This window comes from Flagellimonas sp. MMG031 (genome assembly GCF_040112705.1).
Classification (GTDB): Bacteria; Bacteroidota; Bacteroidia; order Flavobacteriales; family Flavobacteriaceae; genus Flagellimonas.
The window spans coordinates 2,148,600-2,169,496 of record NZ_CP157804.1 but is presented as its reverse complement, the minus strand read 5'-3'; the positions used below and the strand labels follow the sequence as shown (position 1 = coordinate 2,169,496).

The following is a 20,897-nucleotide window of genomic DNA, read 5'->3' as shown; positions in this document are numbered from 1 at the left end:
TGAACGGAGTTGTTCATATTTCCCTTAATTTTAGGTGACTATGAAGAATACCATTTCCGAGCGCATTGCCGATTTTCTCAAAAACTATCCTCCCTTCAATGCCATGGAGCCCAAACAATTGGAGCAATTGGCCTTGGAGGTAACCATTATTCATAAAGAGACCAACACGACCGTTTTTTCGCAGAACGAAAGCCCCCATTCCCATTTCTACGTCGTGAACAAAGGGGCTGTTTCCCTTTCCAAGGCAGGTTCCAGTCAAATATTGGATATCTGTGATGAGGGCGACGTGTTCGGACTTCGCCCCCTTTTGGCCAATGAAAGCTACAAATTGGAAGCCAAAGCCTACGAAGAGACCATACTGTACGCCATCCCCATTAGCGACTTTAAACCATTGGCGCTCGAAAACAAACGTATTGGCAATTTCTTGATAGAAAGCTTTGCTTCCAATACAGGTAACCCCTACTCCATCAAACATCGAGGCAAATTGTATGGGGAAAGCGGTGATTCCAATCAATATTCCAGTGATAAAATATTGGATCTTCAACCCATCAAATACTCCACGGACCTTATCACCTGTAAAAAGGGCACAAAAATTAAGACCGTAGCCGATAAAATGACCAAGCATAACATTAGTTGCTTACTGGTGATGAAAGATGAGCTGCCGGTTGGAATCATTACCGATAAGGACCTTCGGAAGAAAGTGGCAACCGGCCTATTTCCCATTACTGCCACGGCCAAATCCATCATGACCTCTCCCCTGATCACCTATCCCAAAGGGCTCACTTTGGCACAATCCCAGATGGCCATGATGAAGAGCGATATCAGTCACTTGGTACTTACCGAGGATGGCACAACGGATACCAAAGCAGTGGGCATCTTGTCCAAACACGATATTATGGTGGCTGTTGGCAATAACCCGGCCGTGCTCTTGCGTGCCATAAAACGTGCGACCAAATACAAGAGGCTCCGCAACATACGGCATGGAATTATGAACTTGCTACAAGGCTATCTGGATCAAAATATTCCTTTGGGATTGGTGGCCAAAATCATTTCGGAACTGAATGATGCCTCTACCAAACAAGTCATTAAAATAGCCTTATCAAAAATGGAAACGGAGCCTCCCGTGCTATTTACTTGGTTGAGTATGGGGAGTCAAGGGCGTGGTGAGCAATTATTAAATACGGATCAGGACAATGCCATCATCTTTGCGGATGTGCCCGAGGAACAACTGGAATCGACACGAAGCTATTTTTTGGCCCTTGGCGAACGGATTTCCAAAGGATTGAACACCATAGGATTTGAATACTGCCCTGCCGAAATGATGGCTTCCAACCCGGCTTGGTGCCACAGTTTGAATGAGTGGAAAAAGGTAACTCAGCATTGGATCCATAATCCGGGGCCAGATGAAATCCTGTTATCCTCTATCTTTTTTGATTACAATGTGACCTATGGGGAAAAAGCGTTGGCCGACGAACTCTCCCAAAGTATTTTTGAAAATGTCCAAGGTTATCCCCAGTTCTTTACCCATTTGGCAAGCGGAGCCCTACAAAATCCTTCTCCCTCCGGATTTTTCAGGGATTTTTTAGTGGAGCAGGACGGCGAACATAAAGACTTTTTCGACTTAAAATTGAGGGTGCTCATGCCCATTATCGATGCGGCCCGTGTGCTCATCCTATCCCATTCCATCAAATCCATCAACAATACGGCAGAGCGTTACGAAAAACTGGCAGAGCTGGAACCCAACAACAAGGAATTGTATCTCGCCTGTTCCTATGCCAGTAAAGCTCTATTAAAATTCAGGACCCGTCAAGGGCTTTTGCACAACGATTCGGGAAGATATATTGCTTTGGATAAATTGAACAAAGAGGAAAAAATCAAACTCAAGCGAACCTTTAAGACCGTCAAGGAAATCCAATCCCTCTTGGAAATTAGGTTCCAAGTGAAAAATCTGTTGCGCTAATGTGGCCATTCACCAAAAAGAAACCTTTGGAACTACCCGATTTTTGGTGGGAGTATGAAGCGTATTTTAAGGAACCGCTTCCGGATGATATCGCAGAAAATACGTTTGTGGTCTTGGATACGGAAACTACGGGTTTTAGTTTGACCCGAGACCGGATGCTTTGCATTGGAGCCTTAAAATTGAAGGACAACACCATTGTGGTGAAGGACAGTTTTGAGGTGTATATCGCACAGGAACATTATGACTCCGAAAGTGCGGAAATCCATGGTATCCTCAAAAAACACAAAAAGGACTCCTTAAATGAACTAGAAGCCCTGAAACGTTTTTTGGTATATGCAAAAAACCATGTTTTAGTGGGGCATCATGTCATGTTCGACATTAATATGATCAATGCAGCACTCAAACGGAACGGGCTTCCCAAGCTGAAGAACAAAACATTGGATACCGAATCACTTTATATTCGGACGCTTTTGATCTCTACCATAGTTCAAAAAAAAGAGAGGTATTCCTTGGATGATCTGGCCAAAAAGTACAGTATCTCCAGAAAGGATAGGCATACGGCGTTGGGCGATGCTTTTATCACTGCCATTGCATTCTTGCGAAGCGTAGAAAAATTAAAACCCAAAAGAATAAAGGACCTCTTACGATAAGAGGCCCTTTACCCATATCTGATAATGTCTGCTTACAGACTTTCTTTTATGATGGACTCCACCACTTCTGGGTTCAACAAGGTTGATGTATCGCCCAAATTGCTGGTATCCTTTGAGGCAATTTTTCGGAGAATCCTTCGCATGATCTTACCACTTCGCGTTTTGGGCAGTCCTTCCACAAATTGGATTTTATCCAACTTGGCAATCGGGCCGATATGTTCAGTAATCAATTGGTTGATTTCCTTTTTCAGGTTATCCCGATTACGGTCCTCCCCTGTTTCTTTTAAAATGATGTAGCCATAAAGTGCGTTTCCTTTGATGTCGTGCGGGAATCCAACAATGGCCGATTCAGCCACTGCAGGATGCTCATTGATGGCATCTTCAATCGGAGCGGTACCCAGATTATGGCCTGACACAATAATCACATCGTCTACCCTTCCCGTGATTCGGTAGTAGCCCACCTCATCTCTCAGGGCGCCATCTCCCGTAAAATATTTGCCTTCAAAGGCAGAGAAGTAGGTATCCTTGTACCTCTGGTGATTGCCCCAAATGGTCCGGGCTATGGAGGGCCATGGAAATTTGATGCACAATCTGCCATCCACTTGGTTTCCTTTGATTTCCTGACCGTTTTCATCCATCAATGCGGGCTGTATTCCCGGCATCGGAAGGGTCGCATAGGTGGGTTTGGTCGGCGTGGAAAATGGAATGGGCGAAATCAGTATACCCCCTGTTTCAGTTTGCCACCATGTGTCTACAATGGGACATTTCTTCTCCCCAACATGGTCGTTGTACCAGTGCCAAGCTTCCTCATTGATAGGCTCCCCAACGGTTCCCAAGACCTTTAAACTGGAAAGGTCATACTTGGTCACGAAATCAAGGTTCTCCTTGGCCAAGGCCCGAATGGCTGTTGGTGCCGTGTAAAACTGGGTCACTTTGTGCTTTTGCACCACATCCCAAAACCGACCAAAGTCGGGATAGGTAGGTACTCCTTCAAACATTACCGTAGTGGCGCCGTTGGCCAAAGGTCCGTAAACAATATAGGAGTGACCAGTGATCCAACCAATATCTGCGGTACACCAGTATACATCTTCCTCTCGGTATTGGAACACATTTTTAAAGGTGTAAGCGGTATACACCATATAACCTCCAGTAGTATGCACCATTCCTTTAGGGCGTCCAGTAGAGCCAGAAGTGTACAGGATAAATAATGGGTCTTCCGCATCCATAATTTCAGGTACGCAGTCCGAATAGGCTTTATCCAAAAGTGGTTGCACCCACTGATCACGACCTTCTTTCATAGTGACTTTCCCTCCTGTACGCTTGGTCACCAAAACGGTTTCCACATCAGGACATTTTTCCAATGCTTCGTCCACTATGCCTTTAAGGTCGAGTACCTTGGCTCCTCGGTAGGAACCATCAGAAGTCAATACAGCTTTCGCGCCACAATCGTTTATCCTAGTGGATAGTGCGGTAGAAGAAAACCCTGCAAAAACTACAGAGTGTATGGCCCCAATCCGCGCACACGCCAAAACAGCGATGGCTAAATCAGGAATCATGGGCAAATAAATTACCACCCTATCCCCTTTTTTAATCCCTTGTTCTTTTAGGACGTTGGCATATTTACACACGCGCTCATGCAATTCGCGGTAGGTAATGTGTTCTGCTTCCTCGTTTGGGTCGTTTGGTTCGAAAAGGATGGCAGTCTTATCTCCTCGGATGCGAAGATGCCTGTCGATACAGTTTTCGGTGATGTTCAATTGGGCTCCTTTAAACCAACTGATTTCTGGCTTTGAAAAGTCCCACTCCAACACCGAATCCCACTTTTTGCGCCATTGAAAGTGCTCTTCGGCCACTTCTTCCCAAAATCCTTCGGGATTCCTCACTGATTTTCGATACACCTGAAAATATTCCTCCAAGTGTTTGATATGATAATTACTCATCTAATATTGTGTTTGGTTATTATGTACATTATTCGTTTAGTTTCTAGTTTTTAATTGTGCTAGGCCAATAGCTCCTCTATTTCAGAAATTACCTTTTTCAGGGAAAATGGCTTGGTCAAATAACGGTCTGCACCCATTTTCAAGCCTTTTTCAACATCCTTCTCTTTACTTTTTGCCGATAGGAACACAATTTTGGTGTGTGCCAAATCCTCGTTATCCTTAACCTGTTTCAAGGTCTCGTACCCATCCATTTCGGGCATCATGATATCCAAAAGAATAAGGTTTGGCTTTTCCCGGTTCGATATTTCTATGGCCTCCGTACCATCCCGGGCGATAAAAACCTCAAAATCCTTCTTTTTGAACGCATACTCCAACGACATCAAAATGTTGGGCTCATCATCCACAATCAGTATTTTTTTCTGCTTCATTGTTCCTTCGGTATTGAAAATCGTATAAGTGCTCCTTTTTTATAGTCTTTGTCCACGGAAATAGTCCCTGCATGGCTCTCCACTATTTTCTTGCAAATCGCCAAGCCCAATCCACTGCCTTGTGGTTTTTTGATGTTTTGGTTTTTTGACTGATAGAATTTATCAAAGATATATGCCTTGTCCTCATCGGGAATCCCTCGACCATTATCCTTGACAATGACAGATACTTCCGCTTCGAGCTCTTCCAAAAGAATTTTAATTTTTCCCTTTTGTGGTTCCGTGAATTTAAGGGAATTTGACAACAAGTTGGTCAACACTTGCAAAATTCGGTCTTCATCATAGGTCGCAAATACGTTCTGTTTTTTTGAAAATTTGATGCTCACCCCTTTCTTTGATGCAATCTGCTCCACTCCATGTATCGCCTTTCGTATAGTATCCGACATATCCTGTTCTTCCATTTCCAATTCCGTTCGGTTACCTGACAGTTTTTCCAAATCAAGAATGTTCCGAATCAAGGTGTCCAATCGGTCACTGTCCTTGTTTATATTTTCCAGAAACTTTATCCGTAGTTCGGCTGGCATATCGGCATCCTCCAAAACTTCGGAGGCGGCCTTGATGGACGTAACCGGCGTCTTGAGCTCATGTGCGACGGTATCCAAGAATTCATCCTTTAGTTTGTCCTGTATGCGAAGCTCCTCGTTTGCCGATTTGAGCTGCTGTGCCATGGCAGCCAGTTCGTTGGACTTTTCCTGTAGCAATTTATTGTTGGCTTTGGTCTCCTTGCTCTCTTCCAAAATATGAAGCACCTCCACCAGGCTTATGGGGGTTTCTTTGGAAACTGAAGCCAATAGTATTTTTGCCGAGGCACTCCCAATGCTTCCAGTTAAAAGTTTCTCCGAAAAATTGATCAGCCGTGCATCCGCCCGTTCCTCGGTTTCCGAAATATTATATTTTCTATTGAACAACTGCAAGGCCCTGTTAGTCCGTTGTTCTCCCAAAAATCGATTCAATAGACGTTTGATGTCGGCCACATAGGCCTCTCCCTTCCAGATGAATCCTCCTTCTTGTAGGTTTCCATAATTTTCATGGTTGACGAACATCTCGGCGTAGTTCCTTTCCCGATAGTTTCCTTTGGTGTTAAGCGAAAATGCGACAAAACTCAAGGTGTTGAATGCCATACTCCATAAAAAGGCATTGCTCTCCGGCGATAAATAGTCAAATCCAAAGGTCTGGGCAGGTTTGAACCATGCGTATCCAAACAACCCCTCCGTTAAAACATCTACATTGGGCCTAGCTATATTGCTGATTACAGGAAGAAATATGGTATAAAAAACAATGGCCAAGCCAACCAGCATTCCCGTTTCTGCCGCACGAGCGGTTCCTCTTCTCCATGTTAATCCCAAAAAGAACGATGGCGCCAGTTGGGCAATAATCAAGAATGATATCAAACCAATGGAATACAACGATAATTGCACGGAAAAGCGGATATAGAAAAAATAGGCCGCGATAATCAATAAGAAAATGGAGATTCTTCTAATATTCTTGATGCGCTTCGCATTCTCTTCAGGGTTTCCCTCTACCAATGTTTTAATAAAACCGTAGGGAATCACAATATTATTGCTCACCATGGTGGATAGTGCCAAAGTGGAGACCACGATCATGGATATTACCGTGGTGAATCCACCAATAAAAACCATAACGGCCAATCCGTAGTCGTTTTGCTGCAAGGGCAACAACAAGGAATAATAATCATGGTTTACTGTTGCATCCAAGCGTATGTTGCCTGCCCATGCGATACTGATTACAAAGACGTTGAACAAGAGAAGGTATAGCGGAAACAGCCAAATCGCCTTGCGCAAATGGTTCTCGTTGTCATTCTCCACCACGGCAACATGGAACTGACGAGGCAACAAAAAAATGGCGAAAAAGGATAAACAAATGGTGAACAACCAGTTAAAACCATTCCCAAGTCCTCCAAAGGTGGTCAATTGGTCAAAATTTTCTCGTAGGCTTGCCTGTTGGTAAATATCCGTAGTGCCATCAAACAGATAAAAGGCAACATAGACCCCTATCGCCAAGAAAAAACAAAGTTTTAATATGGATTCTAATGCCACCGTGGCCACAATTCCTTTGCGGTGTTCTGACGTATCGGTGGATAGGGTTCCGTAAAAGGCCACGAAAATGGCGATGAGCAAAGCAATATAAAAGGTGGAGTCGTCAAAAAATCCGGTTGACTGATAACTTCCCTTGGCCGAAATCAAGGAAAAGGTTTCGGAGACTGCCTTTAACTGTAGCGAAATGTAGGGAATAATGGCAAACAAACAGGTTAAGGTGACCAATGCACCCAATTGACGGTTATTCCCATATCTAATAGAAATAAAGTCGGCAATGCTCGATATTTTGTGCTGCTTGGAGATGCGGATTACCTTTTTCATAAGGACTATCCAAAGTGGCATGGCCAAGACAGGACCCAAATAAATGGCCAAAAAACTGATTCCAGAACTCGATGCGATTCCAACACTGCCGTAATACGTCCAAGCCGTGCAATAAACTGCTAGGGAAAGTGTGTATACATAAGGGTTGTTGGTCCATTTGCTTCTTTTGTTTTTTTCGGCAACATAGGCGATAACAAAAAGCATGGACAAATACAGCACAATGACCAATCCTACGGCATAGTTACTCATAGAATCGTTTTAAAATTATATACATCAAAACGACAGCAATCAACCAACTCGAAAAAATGAAAACGTAAAATATGGGAAAACCCAACACCTGTCCCTCTCCATCGAATAAAGTGACGAAGGGTACGTTCCATAAAAAGAAAAGTACTATGGAAATGAGTATTAATTTTTGCTGATGTCGTTTTTTCATTTTTAACGTATGCTTGGCTCCATGGAAAATTACAAAAACGGTACGGTAAATTGATACCGCACCGTTTTGGCAACCGATTATTAATGTGAAGACGCTTCTCCTGCTCCGCTTGGTATGCGGATACGCTCCACAATTTCCTGTACTTCTTCCGGTGGTTCTGGAGTAAACCTGTTGACCACTAGTGCAACGATAAAGTTCACTATCATCGCAATGGTTCCAAAGCCTTCGGGAGATATACCGAACCACCAACTATCCTGAAGTCCGGCAACAGCTTCCTTACCACCGTCAAAAATTCCAAATTTGAATTTCAGCATGTAGAAGAGCATCAAACATAGACCGACAATCATACCGGAAATAGCTCCCTTGCTGTTCATTTTCTTATAAAAAATACCCAATATGATGGCGGGGAAGAACGATGCCGCCGCAAGACCAAAGGCGAGGGCGACCACGGCCGCCACAAAACCGGGCGGGTTGATTCCAAAATAACCTGCAATGACAACTGCAACGGCAGCAGAAAGTCGTGCTGCCCATAATTCACCCTTTTCAGATAGGTCTGGTTTAAGTACGTTTTTGATCAAATCATGGGAAACAGATGATGATATGACCAACAGAAGTCCAGCTGCTGTTGATAACGCTGCAGCAAGTCCACCAGCTGCAATAAGACCAATCACCCACGCGGGAAGGTCAGCAATTTCTGGGTTGGCCAATACCATGATATCACGGTCTACGGTAAGCTCATTTATTTCTGGTGCGGCCACGTACTGTATTTTACCGTCACCGTTTTTATCGTTATGCGCTATTAATCCCGTGGTTTCCCAACGACTAAACCATTCCGGCATATCATCATAGGCTTTTCCGCTTACCGTCTCGATAAGGTTGGTTCTGGCAAATACAGCTACCGCGGGGGCCGTTGTATACAAGATGGCAATGAACAACAACGCCAATCCTGCCGATTTTCTCGCATCACGTACGCGTTTCACTGTAAAAAAGCGAACGATTACGTGCGGTAATCCTGCCGTTCCTACCATAAGAGCAAGTGTGATGGCAAAGACATCAATTACACTTTTGGAGCCATCGGTATACTCTGCAAAACCAAGTTCGGTGGAAAGACCATCCAATTTATCCAACAGATAGGTTCCCGACCCATCGGCAAGGGTGCCACCAAAGCCTAATTGTGGAACGGGGTTGCCCGTCATCTGAATGGAAATGAAAATCGCAGGGACCATAAAGGCGAAAATCAACACACAATATTGTGCTACTTGGGTATAGGTGATTCCTTTCATGCCTCCCAAAACGGCATAGAACAAAACGATTACCATACCAATCACTACTCCTGTGGTGATATCCACCTCCAAGTATCTGGAAAACACAATCCCCACGCCGCGCATTTGTCCGGCCACATAGGTAAAGGACACGATCAAAGCACAGATTACCGCTACAATCCGAGCGGTTTTGGAGTAATAGCGTTCACCAATAAAATCGGGCACGGTAAATTTCCCGAACTTTCTCAGATACGGCGCCAATAACAGGGCCAAAAGCACATATCCACCGGTCCATCCCATCAAATACACTGCACCATCATAACCCGCAAAGGAAATGATACCCGCCATGGAAATGAACGAGGCGGCTGACATCCAATCCGCTGCTGTGGCCATTCCGTTTGCCAAAGGGGAAACTCCTCCTCCTGCTACGTAAAATTCTTTGGTAGATCCTGCTCGGGACCAAATGGCAATTCCTATATACAGACCAAATGACAAGGCTACCAAGACATAGGTCCAAATTTGTACATCACTCATAATTGTAAATTTTGTTGGTTAATTACTTCTCGTCGTATCCGTATTTTTTGTCCAATTTGTTCATGAGGCGAACGTATACAAAAATGAGTATGACAAAGACATAGATTGATCCTTGTTGGGCGAACCAAAAACCTAATTTAAACCCGCCCAATCGGATGGTGTTCAATGCATCTTTAAATAGGATGCCGGCTCCGTAGGAGACAAGGAACCAGATAATCAGTAGTATCAATAAATATCTGAGGTTTTCTTTCCAATAGGCCTTGGCCTTTTGCTGTTCTTCTGACATAATTTGTTGGTTTAGTTGTTATAAATAAATGTGTGCTTGTAACGTAATCATTCCTATTCCATCGGCATTACCTACCTTGGAATTTGCATACTCCAAGGTCAATTTGGAGTGATGGCCCGTCATGTATAGATTGGCTCCAACGCCCCATCTTGTCGTATTGTCGTCAATGGCATCAATGGCCCTGGTTTGATAGGACAAGTAGGGTTGTAAGCGCGATTTGGTGTCAGGTCCAGGAATCAAATAGCCCACATGGCCATAGACCATGTTGCCGGTTCCATACGGACCCAAGTTAAAGTTACGACCATAATCATTATTTTGATACACCGCATAGGCTGTTATTGCTGAACCATCCTCACCAAGTGGTGCATCGTAAAAGGCATCCACAGCAAAAATGTTTACATCTTCCCCTTCCATATTGCCAACCTCATCCATAACCACAGCCCCATTTCTGTGATTGAGAAAGCCTGCCCCTAAATTGAATATGCTTTTGGTACCGAGGTACGAACCTACTTTGTAGGGCAGAAAGTTGGACTCCTCGTCGAGAAAATGGTAATCAAAATAACCTTGAACCACCTTGCCAGCTTCCCCTGCCCCCAATAGTTCACGTCCACGGTACACCGCTCTGCCGTTCGGAGTAGGGTCATTTCCAGAGTCCAAGGTATTGGTGATTGCCTCATTATAGGACACTCGATACTGAAGACGACCTATTTTTCCCTTTGCATAAACACCCAAGTGCCTGGCAAACTGATCACTCAGGCCCAAGACGGCCCAAGAAGGACGGTTGTTGTCCAATGTCATAAAATTTAGCGTGCTACTATTGTTCAAGCGGGAAATCCCATTCCAATAATGGAGTCCGGCCCCAACCGCTGCATTTTTGCTCAAGGTCCATTCTCCCCAAAAATCATGAAAGAACAGTTGAGCGGATTCTCCCTTGCCCGTAGGACTCAAATTAGACCCGTTTAAGCTATTGAGACCGAAATGGGTCAAAATCAAAAACTTTTTGTTCAATTGGGTGTAGGTGAGAATCCTGGCGCGTCGCACACTCAGGTTAAGATTACTGGCATCTTCGGGCACGTTGTCTGAATACTGGGCCCAGAATTGTCCCCATGCGATGATACGGAGATACTTGGTACCATCTTCATTAAAACTCACTTTGTAACCACCGGTGTACTCGGTGTTCCCTTGTGGGAAAGACTTAGGAACGACGCATAAAAATAAAGTCATTCCGATAAGCATTTGTTTCATTTCAGTTTGGTTGTTAGAGGGTTATGTGCCCTACGAACATCTAAAAAAATTACGCTGAAATAAAAACTAGTATACTTTTCTGTAAAATAGCTATACTTAATCCCTGAACCTATCCCATTTTATGAGCATAAACTTGTCCCCAAGCTCAGTTACCAACTGGCCAGCACCTTTGAGATTTTCAGGGTTTTGAAAGTATTTTTGTAGCTCGGAGTGGTTCAAAATTTTGTAAGTGGGATGGTATTTGGAGTTGTATGGTCGTTTGATATTGTACTTACGGACCCAGTTCATCACGGACACGTGCGAAACACCGAGAATACGTTCGATTTCCCGATAGGCCAACCCCTCCAAATACAGCTGTAATGCCTTATTTACGAAGTAATCATCAATTTGTTTGCCCAACTTTGGAACCGTAAAATAGTAGTTGCAGGATTTACATTTATAACGCTGCCTATCTTGTACGACCCCTGCTTTGGTAAATACGGTTGAAGAGCAATTGGGACAACTTTCCATTGTAGATATATTTACTTAGCATAAATATATCAATTTAGCTTTTAATATGTATCAATAGGACTGTGAAAAAGCAGTGCAATCCCTAAAAAGGATGCGGTTTTATTGGGTAAATCTTAATTTTAGCAAACTATTTTTCCAAATAATCCATTACGTTGGATAAAATACGTTCATGGAGGTTGGAGATATCACTTTTGACAAATGGTTCGCCCGTAATATTTTCGTAGAGTTCGATATATCGATTGGAAACCGACTCAATATAGTCATCGGACATTTCGGGAACGGACTGCCCTTCCAGTCCTTGAAATCCGTTGGAAATCAACCATTGTCTTACAAATTCCTTGGATAGCTGCTTCTGGGCCTCCCCTTTTTCTTGCCGCTCTTCGTAGCCATCAGCATAAAAATAACGGGATGAATCGGGCGTGTGTATTTCATCGATCAGCACAATTTTCCCATCCTTGGTCTTACCGAATTCGTATTTGGTATCCACTAGAATAAGCCCTCTTTTGGCTGCTATTTCAGTCCCCCTTTGAAACAGGTCGCGGGTGTACTTCTCCAGAATTTCATAATCTTCTTTGGAAACAATCCCTCTCTTTAAAATATCTTCTTTGGAAATATCTTCGTCGTGGTCGCCCTTTTCGGCTTTAGTGGCCGGGGTAATCATAGGTTCTGGAAACTTATCGTTCTCCTGCAGCCCTTCGGGCATGGGAACACCACACAGCATTCTTTTTCCAGCTTTGTACTCACGGGCGGCATGGCCGGACATGTACCCACGAATGACCATTTCCACCTTAAAAGGTTCACAAGCTTGGCCCACCGCGACGTTAGGGTCTGGAGTGGCCATCAACCAATTGGGAACAATGTCCTCGGTATCCTTCATCATTTTGGTCGCGATCTGGTTCAAAATCTGTCCTTTGTAAGGGATGCCCTTGGGCATTACCACATCAAAAGCGGACAAACGATCTGTGGCCACCATTACCAAAATATCATTTTCCAAGGTGTAGACCTCCCTTACCTTTCCTTTATAAACAGATTTTTGCCCAGGAAAGTTAAAATCCGTGGACATCAGCGTATTCATTCCCATATTATTCCCTAAAATTGATTTTGGTGCTCTATGTTCTTGTAGGCATCAATTACCTTTTTCACCAATTTATGACGAATCACGTCTTTATCATCCAAATAAATGATACTGATTCCGTCTACGTTTTTTAAAATAAGAAGTGCTTCCTTAAGACCGGAGATTACCCTTCGTGGCAAATCAATCTGCCCTGGGTCACCTGTCAACAAGAACTTGGCGTTTTTCCCCATCCGGGTCAGGAACATCTTCATTTGCGCATGAGTGGTGTTTTGGGCTTCATCCAAAATCACGAAGGCATTGTCCAAGGTGCGCCCTCGCATAAAAGCCATAGGGGCAATTTGGATGGTCCCATCCTCAATGTATTTTTCGAGCTTTTCCGAAGGAATCATATCCCGTAACGCATCGTACAAGGGCTGCATATAAGGATCTAGCTTCTCTTTGAGATCACCGGGTAGAAATCCAAGATTTTCTCCTGCTTCTACGGCGGGGCGTGTCAAAATAATACGCCTTACCTGCTTTTCCTTGAGGGCCTTAACTGCCAAAGCGACTCCAGTATACGTCTTTCCCGTACCTGCAGGACCTATAGCGAATACCATATCGTCCTTTTTACAGGCATCTACCAAGCGTCTCTGGTTGGCTGTCTGTGCCTTGATCAACCTGCCGCTCACGCCATGCACGAGCACATCGCCGCTACTGGAGGATGAGGCATAATCTGCCTTACTGGTGCTCGTAAGCACCCGTTCGATCATATTCTCGTCGAGTTTGTTGTACTTGGCAAATTGACTGGTGAGCTCATCAAAACGCTTATCGAATTCTTCAAGCAGTTCTTCGTCACCAAAAACCTTGATCTTGTTGCCCCTTGCTACAATCTTTAATTTTGGGAAATACTTTTTGAGCAGCTCAATATTGGAATTTTGTTGTCCGAAAAATTCCTGGGGGCTGATTTCCGTAAGTTCAATTATCAGTTCGTTCAAAAATAGTGAGGTGTTACAGTTGTTTTTGAAGAATCTCGTTCTTTCTTTTTTGACTAATTTTACAAACAAACTTAACTAAAAATCACTTTGAACGCGGAAAAACATATCAACAGTATTGTATGCCAATCATAACCCTAACTACCGATTTTGGATACAAGGACCACTACGTGGGTGCTGTTAAAGGGGCCATACTGAGCAACCTCCCCGAAACCAATGTTGTTGATATTTCGCATGCCATCAGCCCCTTCAATATTCAGGAATGTGCCTATATCCTGAGGAATGCCTACCATTCGTTCCCAAAGGGAACGGTGCATATCGTGGGGGTAGACTCCGAAATTTCTCCCGAAAATGAGCATATAGTGGTATTGGTGGACGGACACTATTTTGTGAGTGCCAACAGCGGGGTAATTTCTTTGATAACTTCTGAGGTAGTGCCCGAAAAAGTGGTGGAAATCCATTTGCCAAATGCCGAAGCAGGCGCCTTTCCGGTACTGAATATTTTTGTGCAGGTGGCCTGCCATATCGCACGTGGCGGTAAATTGGAAGTAATCGGAAAACCATTCAGTAATTTGAAAGAACTCCGTGATTTTGAACCCCGCATCACCAATGAAGGGAGAACCATCTCAGGTAATGTCATTTATATCGACAACTACGGCAATGTGGTGACCAATATCCAAAAAAGTCTGTTCGAAGCCTACCGAAGTGGACGTGAGTTCGAAATTACCGCAAGGACCACTAAAATACGGCAAGTACACCAGAGCTATAACGGAATCATCAACTACAATCTGGAGCGCAACCAGCGCAAAGGTCCGGGTGACGCTTTGGCACTGTTCAATTCAGCCGGCTACATAGAACTGGCCATTTATAAAAGTGACCTCAACTCGGTTGGTGGGGCCTCTTCCCTTTTGGGACTCAATTACAGGGACACGGTAACCATAAATTTCCTTTAAATGTTGATACGCATCGTAAAACTGACTTTTAAACCCGAAAATATTGCTAGTTTTGAGCAAATCTTTGAAGCATCAAAAAGTGGTATTTTAGCTTTTGAAGGCTGTAATATGGTAGAATTGTATCAGGACATCAAAAATTCCAATATATTTTTCACCTATAGTTTTTGGGATACGGAATCGCACCTGAACAACTATAGAAATTCCGATTTCTTCCAAGAGGTTTGGGGCAATACCAAAAAACTGTTTGCCGATAAGCCCGAAGCTTGGAGCGTAACTAAAATTCAATCAACAAACCCATCTTAATGTTCGCAATTTTTAAGAGAGAGGTACGGTCCTTTTTTACATCGCCCATCGGTTATTTGATCGTGGGTTCCTTTTTATTGCTCAACGGTCTTTTTCTTTGGGTGTTTAAAAACGAGTACAACATTTTTGATTACGGCTTTGCCGATTTGGGCAACTTCTTTTTGCTTGCCCCTTGGATCTTTGTCTTTTTGGTGCCGGCCATCACCATGAAAAGCTTTTCAGAGGAACGCAAAATGGGAACCCTCGAATTGTTGCTCATCAAACCTATCTCCATTTGGAAACTCGTCCTTGGAAAATTTTGGGGAGCCCTTCTGCTGTGCATCATTGCCGTTGTTCCAACCTTGGTATATGTATTTGCCATATCCAAATTGGGGATGGTAGAAGGCAACTATGATCTTGGCGTAGTGCTGGGATCTTACTTTGGATTACTATTTTTGATGGCCTGCTACACGTCCATCGGAATATTCGCCTCCACCCTATCCGATAATCAGATCATCGCCTTTTTGGTGGGAATTTTGGTCTGCTTTCTGATTTTTAACGGGTTTGATGCCATAGCCACCTTGTTTTCCGATGGGGAAACCCAACAAACCGTTCAATCGCTCGGGGCAAAAGCACATTTTGATAGCATTGCAAGAGGCGTGATAGACACCCGCGACCTAGTGTACTTTATTTCGCTGACCTTAGTGTTTCTGTACCTTACTTTTCAACGTTTAAAACAATTGCCAAGGTAATGGGAAAGTTTGCCGTAACCCTTTTAAAAGTAATAATGGCCCTTGTGGCCGTCAATTTGTTGGCCAGTTTTGTCTACACGCGGTTCGACCTTACGGAAGACAAAAGGTATACCCTGTCCGAGCCTGCCGTTGAAGTAGCACAAAAGTTTGAGACACCGGTTATCGTGGATGTATTGTTGGATGGAAATATTCCTGCAGAGTTCGCCAAACTGAAGGCCGAGACCATCCAATTGTTGGAATCCTTCGCATCCAAAAACCGCAATATCAAATTTAATTTGGTAGACCCCATGGAGGATAGCGAAAATCCACAGGAAACCGTTGCGCAGTTGCAAAGTTTGGGTCTTCAGCCAGCAAATGTAACCGTTGAGGAAAATGGAAAGGTCTCCAATGAACTGGTATTTCCTTGGGCCATGGTCAATTTTAACGATCAAACGGTGAGAGTGCCCTTGCTCAAGAACAAATTGGGTTCCACGGCAGAAGAGCGCATCAACAATTCGGTACAGCAACTGGAATATGCGTTTGCCGATGCCTTTACCAAGTTGAGCATTGAAGAAAAAAAGAGCATTGCCGTCATCAAGGGAAATGGCGAACTGGACGATATTTACATTGCCGATTATCTTACTACCATTCGGGATTATTACAACATTGGGGCCATTACCCTAGACTCGGTGGCTACCAATCCGCAAAATGTTTTGGACAAACTGAAAGAATTCGACCTTGCCCTGATTGCCAAACCAACGGAAGCATTTAGCAATCAAGAGAAGTATGTACTGGACCAATACATGGTTCAAGGTGGCAAATCCATTTGGTTGATAGATCAGGTAGCCATGGAAATGGACAGCATCTATGCCGGTGGCGGAGAGGCCATAGCCATTCCCAGAGACCTTAATTTGAAAGATCTGTTCTTTAAATATGGAGTGCGCATCAACCCAGTGTTGGTAAACGACCTCTATTTCACCCAAATTGTTTTGGCTACGGGCGAAGGAAACGATTCACAATACAATCCGCTGCCTTGGTTGTATTACCCTATGGTGTTCTCACAGAACAATCATCCCATCAACACCAATATTGAAGCGGTACGCTTTCAGTTTACCAGTCCCATGGACGTGTTGGAAAACGATTACCAAAAAACCATTTTATTGCAGAGTTCACCCCTGTCAAAAACAGATGGGATCCCCAGAGTGGTCAGTTTGGATATGATCAACCAACAGCCCGATCGGGAAACCTACACCAATGGCAATTTGCCACTAGCGGTTTTGATCGAAGGAAGTTTCACTTCCATGTACAAGAACCGGGTCAAGCCAATCAAGCTGCAGAACACCTTGGAAGAGGGTCCAGAAAATAAAATGATCGTGATTTCCGATGGGGACGTCATCAAAAACCAATTGCGCAACGGTAGACCGCTGGAATTAGGTTACGATAAGTGGACCAGTAGCTTCTACGGCAATAAGGAGTTCTTGGTGAACAGTACAAATTACTTGTTGGACAACACAGGGCTTATTAACATTCGAAACAAAAAAGTGGCCATCCCCTTATTGGACGTTAAGAAAATTGCAACACAAAAAACCAAATGGCAGCTTATAAACATAGGATTACCAGTGGTTTTGACCTTGTTGTTCGGTGTCTTTTTTGGGTACTACCGTAAACGTAAATTCACCTCTTAGGTGTTAATAAAATTGTTTCTCTGCTAAATCCATTTGGGATATATTTGTTTTTATTGATTTTATAGGCCCTTTGGAAGGGTCAAATTGCTAAAAAAGCAACTATACTAAAGTATTTCTTTGATGAAGTTTATTGTATCCAGTACATATTTATTGAAACAATTGCAGGTTTTGGGAGGAGTTATCAACAACAGCAACACCTTGCCCATCCTCGACAATTTCCTGTTCGATTTAAAAGAAAGTAAGCTTACTGTTTCGGCTTCCGATTTGGAGACCACCATGAGTTCCGTCTTGGAAGTGGATTCCGATTCCGAAGGAACCATTGCCGTTCCGGCCCGTTTGCTTTTGGATACCCTAAAAACATTTCCAGAACAACCCTTGACCTTTGTGGTAGAGGACAACAACACGGTGGAAATCAGCTCCAACCACGGTAAATATGCCTTGGCCTATGCAGATGGTGCCGAATTTCCCAAAGCTGTGGAGGTTTCCAATCCAAGTTCCACTACATTATTGGGTGATATTTTGGCAACCGCCATTAACAAGACTATTTTTGCTGCTGGAAACGACGACCTCCGCCCTGTGATGAGCGGTGTGTTTTTCCAGTTTTCCCCTGAAAATTTAACCTTTGTGGCTACGGATGCACACAAATTGGTAAAATATCAACGTCAGGACGTAAGTGCTTCCGAAGTGGCGGAATTCATCATGCCAAAAAAACCATTGAACCTTTTAAAAGGGATTTTGGCAGGTTCCGAATCCGAAGTGACCATCGAATACAACGATAGCAATGCCAAATTTTATTTTGATAACACCGAATTGGTTTGTCGATTGATCGATGGGAAGTACCCCAACTACGAAGCGGTGATTCCTAAAGAAAACCCCAACAAGTTGACCATTGCCAGAAATCAATTCTTAAGCTCAGTCCGAAGGGTTTCCATTTTCTCCAACAAGACCACGCACCAAATCCGTTTGAAGATTGCAGGTGCCGAACTCAATATTTCTGCCGAAGATGTGGATTACAGCAATAAGGCCGAAGAAAGACTCTCTTGTTCCTATCAGGGCGATGATATGCAGATTGGTTTTAACTCCAGATTCCTATTGGAGATGTTGAACAATCTTTCTTCCGATGAAGTTTCTCTGGAGATGAGCTTACCGAACAGGGCAGGTATCCTTACCCCAATCGATGGATTGGACGAAGGCGAGCATGTGACCATGTTAGTAATGCCCGTGATGCTGAACAATTAAACTCACTACTACTCAATAAAAAAAAGCTGGAGCAAAAAGTTCCAGCTTTTTTGTTTTTATGATATAAATCTGATCGTCATAAATTGTGAAGGGGATTCCCCATTTGCAGCCTTCACTGCGTTTACAATAGGTAAAATAAATCCTAGGAGGGCAGCACCTATCAAACCCAATATACCTAAGCCCAAAAGTAGGATGGCCGGAATACTGATAATAATATATAGGATAAGGCTGATCTGAAAGTTGATAATGGCCTTTCCATGTTCGTTCATCCCTTCTACCCTATCCTTGGAGGATAACCAAATGATCAAAGGAACGATTAGGCTACCAAATCCTATGGCATAGCCCAATAATTGGGTCAAATGTGTTACGGCCAACAACGTATTGTCCGTTCTAACTGCTTTTTGATTGATGACTTCCATTCTGATTGATTTAAAGGGTTCAACTTATTAGTGTACAAATCACTAAAAATGTTACAAACAACAACGAATTTGTACTTTTGTGCCCATGTCGTATACAGATAACATCGTAGCCTTGGCGACCCCCTCTGGAACAGGGGCCATTGCAGTGATTCGGGTTTCCGGACCGGATGCCATAACCCTTATGGACCCTTTTTTCAAATCCATTAAGGGGAAAAAATTGGCCAACCAAAAAAGCCATACCATTCATTTAGGTCATATTGTGGATGATGGCAAAGTGTTAGACGAGGTGCTTGTTTCCCTATTTAAGGGGCCACATTCCTACACGGGCGAAAACGTGGTCGAGATTTCTTGCCATGGGTCACCCTATATCCAACAACAGATCATTCAATTGATATTGAGGAATGGATGCCGTTCCGCATCGGCCGGTGAATTTACGTTGAGAGCCTTTTTGAACGGTAAAATGGATTTGAGTCAGGCTGAAGCCGTAGCCGATTTGATAGCCAGTGATAGCGAAGCTGCTCACGACATCGCCATGCAGCAGATGCGGGGAGGTTTCAGCAACGAAATCCAGGAACTGCGACAAGAATTATTGAATTTTGCCTCCTTGATAGAGCTGGAGTTGGATTTTTCCCAAGAAGATGTGGAATTTGCCGACCGCACCCAATTCAACGAATTACTCAATCGGATTAGCGAAGTTCTCAAAAAACTGATAGATTCCTTTGCTTTGGGAAATGTAATCAAAAATGGTATCCCAGTAGCGATTGTGGGTCAGCCCAACGTTGGAAAGTCAACTTTATTGAATGTACTGTTGAATGAAGAGCGGGCCATTGTAAGTGAGATAGCCGGAACGACACGGGATACGGTGGAAGATCATATTAGCATTAAAGGCATCAATTTCAGATTTATAGATACGGCTGGAATACGCGAAACGGTAGATGTCGTCGAAAAAATAGGGATTGAGCGAACCTTCGACAAAATTGAAAAAGCCCGTCTCATCATTTATCTATTTGATGGTATGGCGTTTGATAAAAAGGAACTGCAACAAATTCAAGAAAAATATCCCAATAAACGATTGTTGCCCATTTGTAATAAAACCGATTTGCTGAACCCTGAACAAATTGAAAAAATTACCTCGGAAATTCCTGGTGTACTTTTCCTTTCGGCAAAGCTCAAAACCGGAATCCCCGAACTGGAACAAAAACTCCTATCATTAGTCGATTCTGGTGCTTTAAGCGGCGATACGACCATTATTACCAATAGTAGACATTATGATGCGCTGCTCAAGGCGTTGGAAGAAATCCAAAAGGTAAAGGAAGGGTTGGACATGGAACTTTCCAGCGATTTGATGGCCATCGATATCCGACAGGCCTTGTATCATTTGGGAGAGATAACGGGAAACGTGACCACGGACGACCTTTTGGGCAATATTTTTTCCAACTTTTGCATCGGGAAATAACTCCCTTCATCAATTTCATGGAAAGTAAAGCTACAACGGGTAACAACAACACGAAAGCTCAACTTATACCCTGGTAAGCATTAGGTAAAATAGCCAACTAAAAGTCTACTATTTTTTCCAGAAAAGGGAGTGAAAATTTGAGTTTTCTGGGCTTCGTTTAAACCCTTAAAACGGTAGTAATGCATTCAACAATACACACCAAATTGTGATGTTTAACAAAAAATTAGTATTGTGCGGATTATGCACCATATTAACACTATCCTTGTGTCATATCGCTAAATCAAATTTAATATTTTGCATTATATGTATTAAATATTCTTAATTTGATATATTATTCTTAAATCATAAACACTTTTTTTGCATTTCTTTTATTAAATCATCGTCGTTTTTTAAGACCGTT

At 43.3% G+C, this 20,897-nt stretch carries 18 protein-coding genes; 8 read left to right on the top strand and 10 right to left on the bottom strand.

What is annotated here, in order from left to right; translation table 11 throughout:
* Positions 1-40 precede the first annotated feature (40 nt).
* A complete protein-coding gene (locus tag ABNE31_RS09615; protein WP_349351057.1) occupies positions 41-1,960 on the top strand; it encodes a DUF294 nucleotidyltransferase-like domain-containing protein in 1,920 nt (639 codons plus the stop codon).
* Positions 1,960-2,610 (top strand): 3'-5' exonuclease, encoded by a 651-nt coding sequence (locus ABNE31_RS09610; RefSeq protein WP_349351056.1) that lies wholly within the window; start codon positions 1,960-1,962, stop codon positions 2,608-2,610. Before ABNE31_RS09615 ends, ABNE31_RS09610 begins: the two co-directional genes overlap by 1 nt.
* A gap of 32 nt (positions 2,611-2,642) precedes the next feature.
* Here the strand turns inward: ABNE31_RS09610 and acs are convergent, their stop codons facing one another.
* The 9 genes from acs to ABNE31_RS09565 form a co-directional block, all read right to left on the bottom strand.
* Positions 2,643-4,550 (bottom strand): acetate--CoA ligase, encoded by a 1,908-nt coding sequence (acs, locus tag ABNE31_RS09605; RefSeq protein ID WP_349351055.1) that lies wholly within the window; start codon positions 4,548-4,550, stop codon positions 2,643-2,645.
* Positions 4,551-4,609: 59 nt separating this feature from the next.
* A complete protein-coding gene (locus tag ABNE31_RS09600) occupies positions 4,610-4,978 on the bottom strand; it encodes a response regulator (RefSeq protein ID WP_306013899.1) in 369 nt (122 codons plus the stop codon).
* On the bottom strand, positions 4,975-7,662 hold the full coding sequence (locus ABNE31_RS09595) for a sensor histidine kinase (protein ID WP_349351054.1): 2,688 nt from the start codon (positions 7,660-7,662) through the stop codon (positions 4,975-4,977). The genes ABNE31_RS09600 and ABNE31_RS09595 overlap by 4 nt, the downstream gene beginning before the upstream one ends.
* A 267-nt stretch (positions 7,663-7,929) precedes the next feature.
* Positions 7,930-9,645 (bottom strand): sodium:solute symporter family protein, encoded by a 1,716-nt coding sequence (locus ABNE31_RS09590; protein ID WP_179384849.1) that lies wholly within the window; start codon positions 9,643-9,645, stop codon positions 7,930-7,932.
* Positions 9,646-9,667: 22 nt separating this feature from the next.
* On the bottom strand, positions 9,668-9,931 hold the full coding sequence (locus ABNE31_RS09585; RefSeq protein WP_179384848.1) for a DUF4212 domain-containing protein: 264 nt from the start codon (positions 9,929-9,931) through the stop codon (positions 9,668-9,670).
* A gap of 18 nt (positions 9,932-9,949) precedes the next feature.
* On the bottom strand, positions 9,950-11,155 hold the full coding sequence (locus tag ABNE31_RS09580) for a hypothetical protein (RefSeq protein WP_349351053.1): 1,206 nt from the start codon (positions 11,153-11,155) through the stop codon (positions 9,950-9,952).
* Between the two features lie 117 nt (positions 11,156-11,272).
* Positions 11,273-11,686 carry a helix-turn-helix domain-containing protein gene (locus ABNE31_RS09575; RefSeq protein ID WP_179384846.1) on the bottom strand — a complete coding sequence of 138 codons (414 nt, stop codon included), beginning with the start codon at positions 11,684-11,686 and terminating at the stop codon, positions 11,273-11,275.
* Positions 11,687-11,813: 127 nt separating this feature from the next.
* Complete coding sequence (locus ABNE31_RS09570) at positions 11,814-12,767, bottom strand: phosphoribosylaminoimidazolesuccinocarboxamide synthase (protein ID WP_349351052.1); 954 nt, start codon at positions 12,765-12,767, stop codon at positions 11,814-11,816.
* An 8-nt stretch (positions 12,768-12,775) separates the two neighbouring features.
* Positions 12,776-13,735, bottom strand: a complete 960-nt coding sequence (locus ABNE31_RS09565; protein WP_179384844.1) for a PhoH family protein — start codon at positions 13,733-13,735, stop codon at positions 12,776-12,778.
* A 119-nt stretch (positions 13,736-13,854) separates the two neighbouring features.
* Here ABNE31_RS09565 and ABNE31_RS09560 point away from each other — a divergent pair, with 119 nt between their 5' ends.
* From ABNE31_RS09560 to dnaN, 5 genes are all read left to right on the top strand, one after another.
* Entirely contained in the window at positions 13,855-14,685 is an 831-nt protein-coding gene (locus tag ABNE31_RS09560) for an SAM-dependent chlorinase/fluorinase (protein ID WP_349351051.1), read from the top strand.
* Positions 14,686-14,988, top strand: coding sequence for an antibiotic biosynthesis monooxygenase family protein (locus ABNE31_RS09555; RefSeq protein ID WP_293283946.1), 303 nt, complete (start codon positions 14,686-14,688; stop codon positions 14,986-14,988).
* Positions 14,988-15,719 carry a gliding motility-associated ABC transporter permease subunit GldF gene (gene gldF / locus ABNE31_RS09550; protein ID WP_349351050.1) on the top strand — a complete coding sequence of 244 codons (732 nt, stop codon included), beginning with the start codon at positions 14,988-14,990 and terminating at the stop codon, positions 15,717-15,719. The genes ABNE31_RS09555 and gldF overlap by 1 nt, the downstream gene beginning before the upstream one ends.
* The gene (gldG, locus tag ABNE31_RS09545) at positions 15,719-17,383 is read left to right on the top strand and encodes a gliding motility-associated ABC transporter substrate-binding protein GldG (RefSeq protein ID WP_349351049.1); all 1,665 of its coding nucleotides are present in this window, start codon (positions 15,719-15,721) and stop codon (positions 17,381-17,383) included. Before gldF ends, gldG begins: the two co-directional genes overlap by 1 nt.
* Before the next feature lie 120 nt (positions 17,384-17,503).
* Positions 17,504-18,622 (top strand): DNA polymerase III subunit beta, encoded by a 1,119-nt coding sequence (dnaN, locus tag ABNE31_RS09540; protein WP_179384839.1) that lies wholly within the window; start codon positions 17,504-17,506, stop codon positions 18,620-18,622.
* A 56-nt stretch (positions 18,623-18,678) separates the two neighbouring features.
* Here the strand turns inward: dnaN and ABNE31_RS09535 are convergent, their stop codons facing one another.
* Positions 18,679-19,041: a DUF4870 domain-containing protein gene (locus tag ABNE31_RS09535; protein ID WP_179384838.1), complete on the bottom strand. Its 363-nt coding sequence runs from the start codon at positions 19,039-19,041 to the stop codon at positions 18,679-18,681.
* 85 nt (positions 19,042-19,126) lie between these two features.
* Here ABNE31_RS09535 and mnmE point away from each other — a divergent pair, with 85 nt between their 5' ends.
* A complete protein-coding gene (gene mnmE / locus ABNE31_RS09530) occupies positions 19,127-20,497 on the top strand; it encodes a tRNA uridine-5-carboxymethylaminomethyl(34) synthesis GTPase MnmE (RefSeq protein ID WP_349351048.1) in 1,371 nt (456 codons plus the stop codon).
* Positions 20,498-20,897 lie beyond the last annotated feature (400 nt).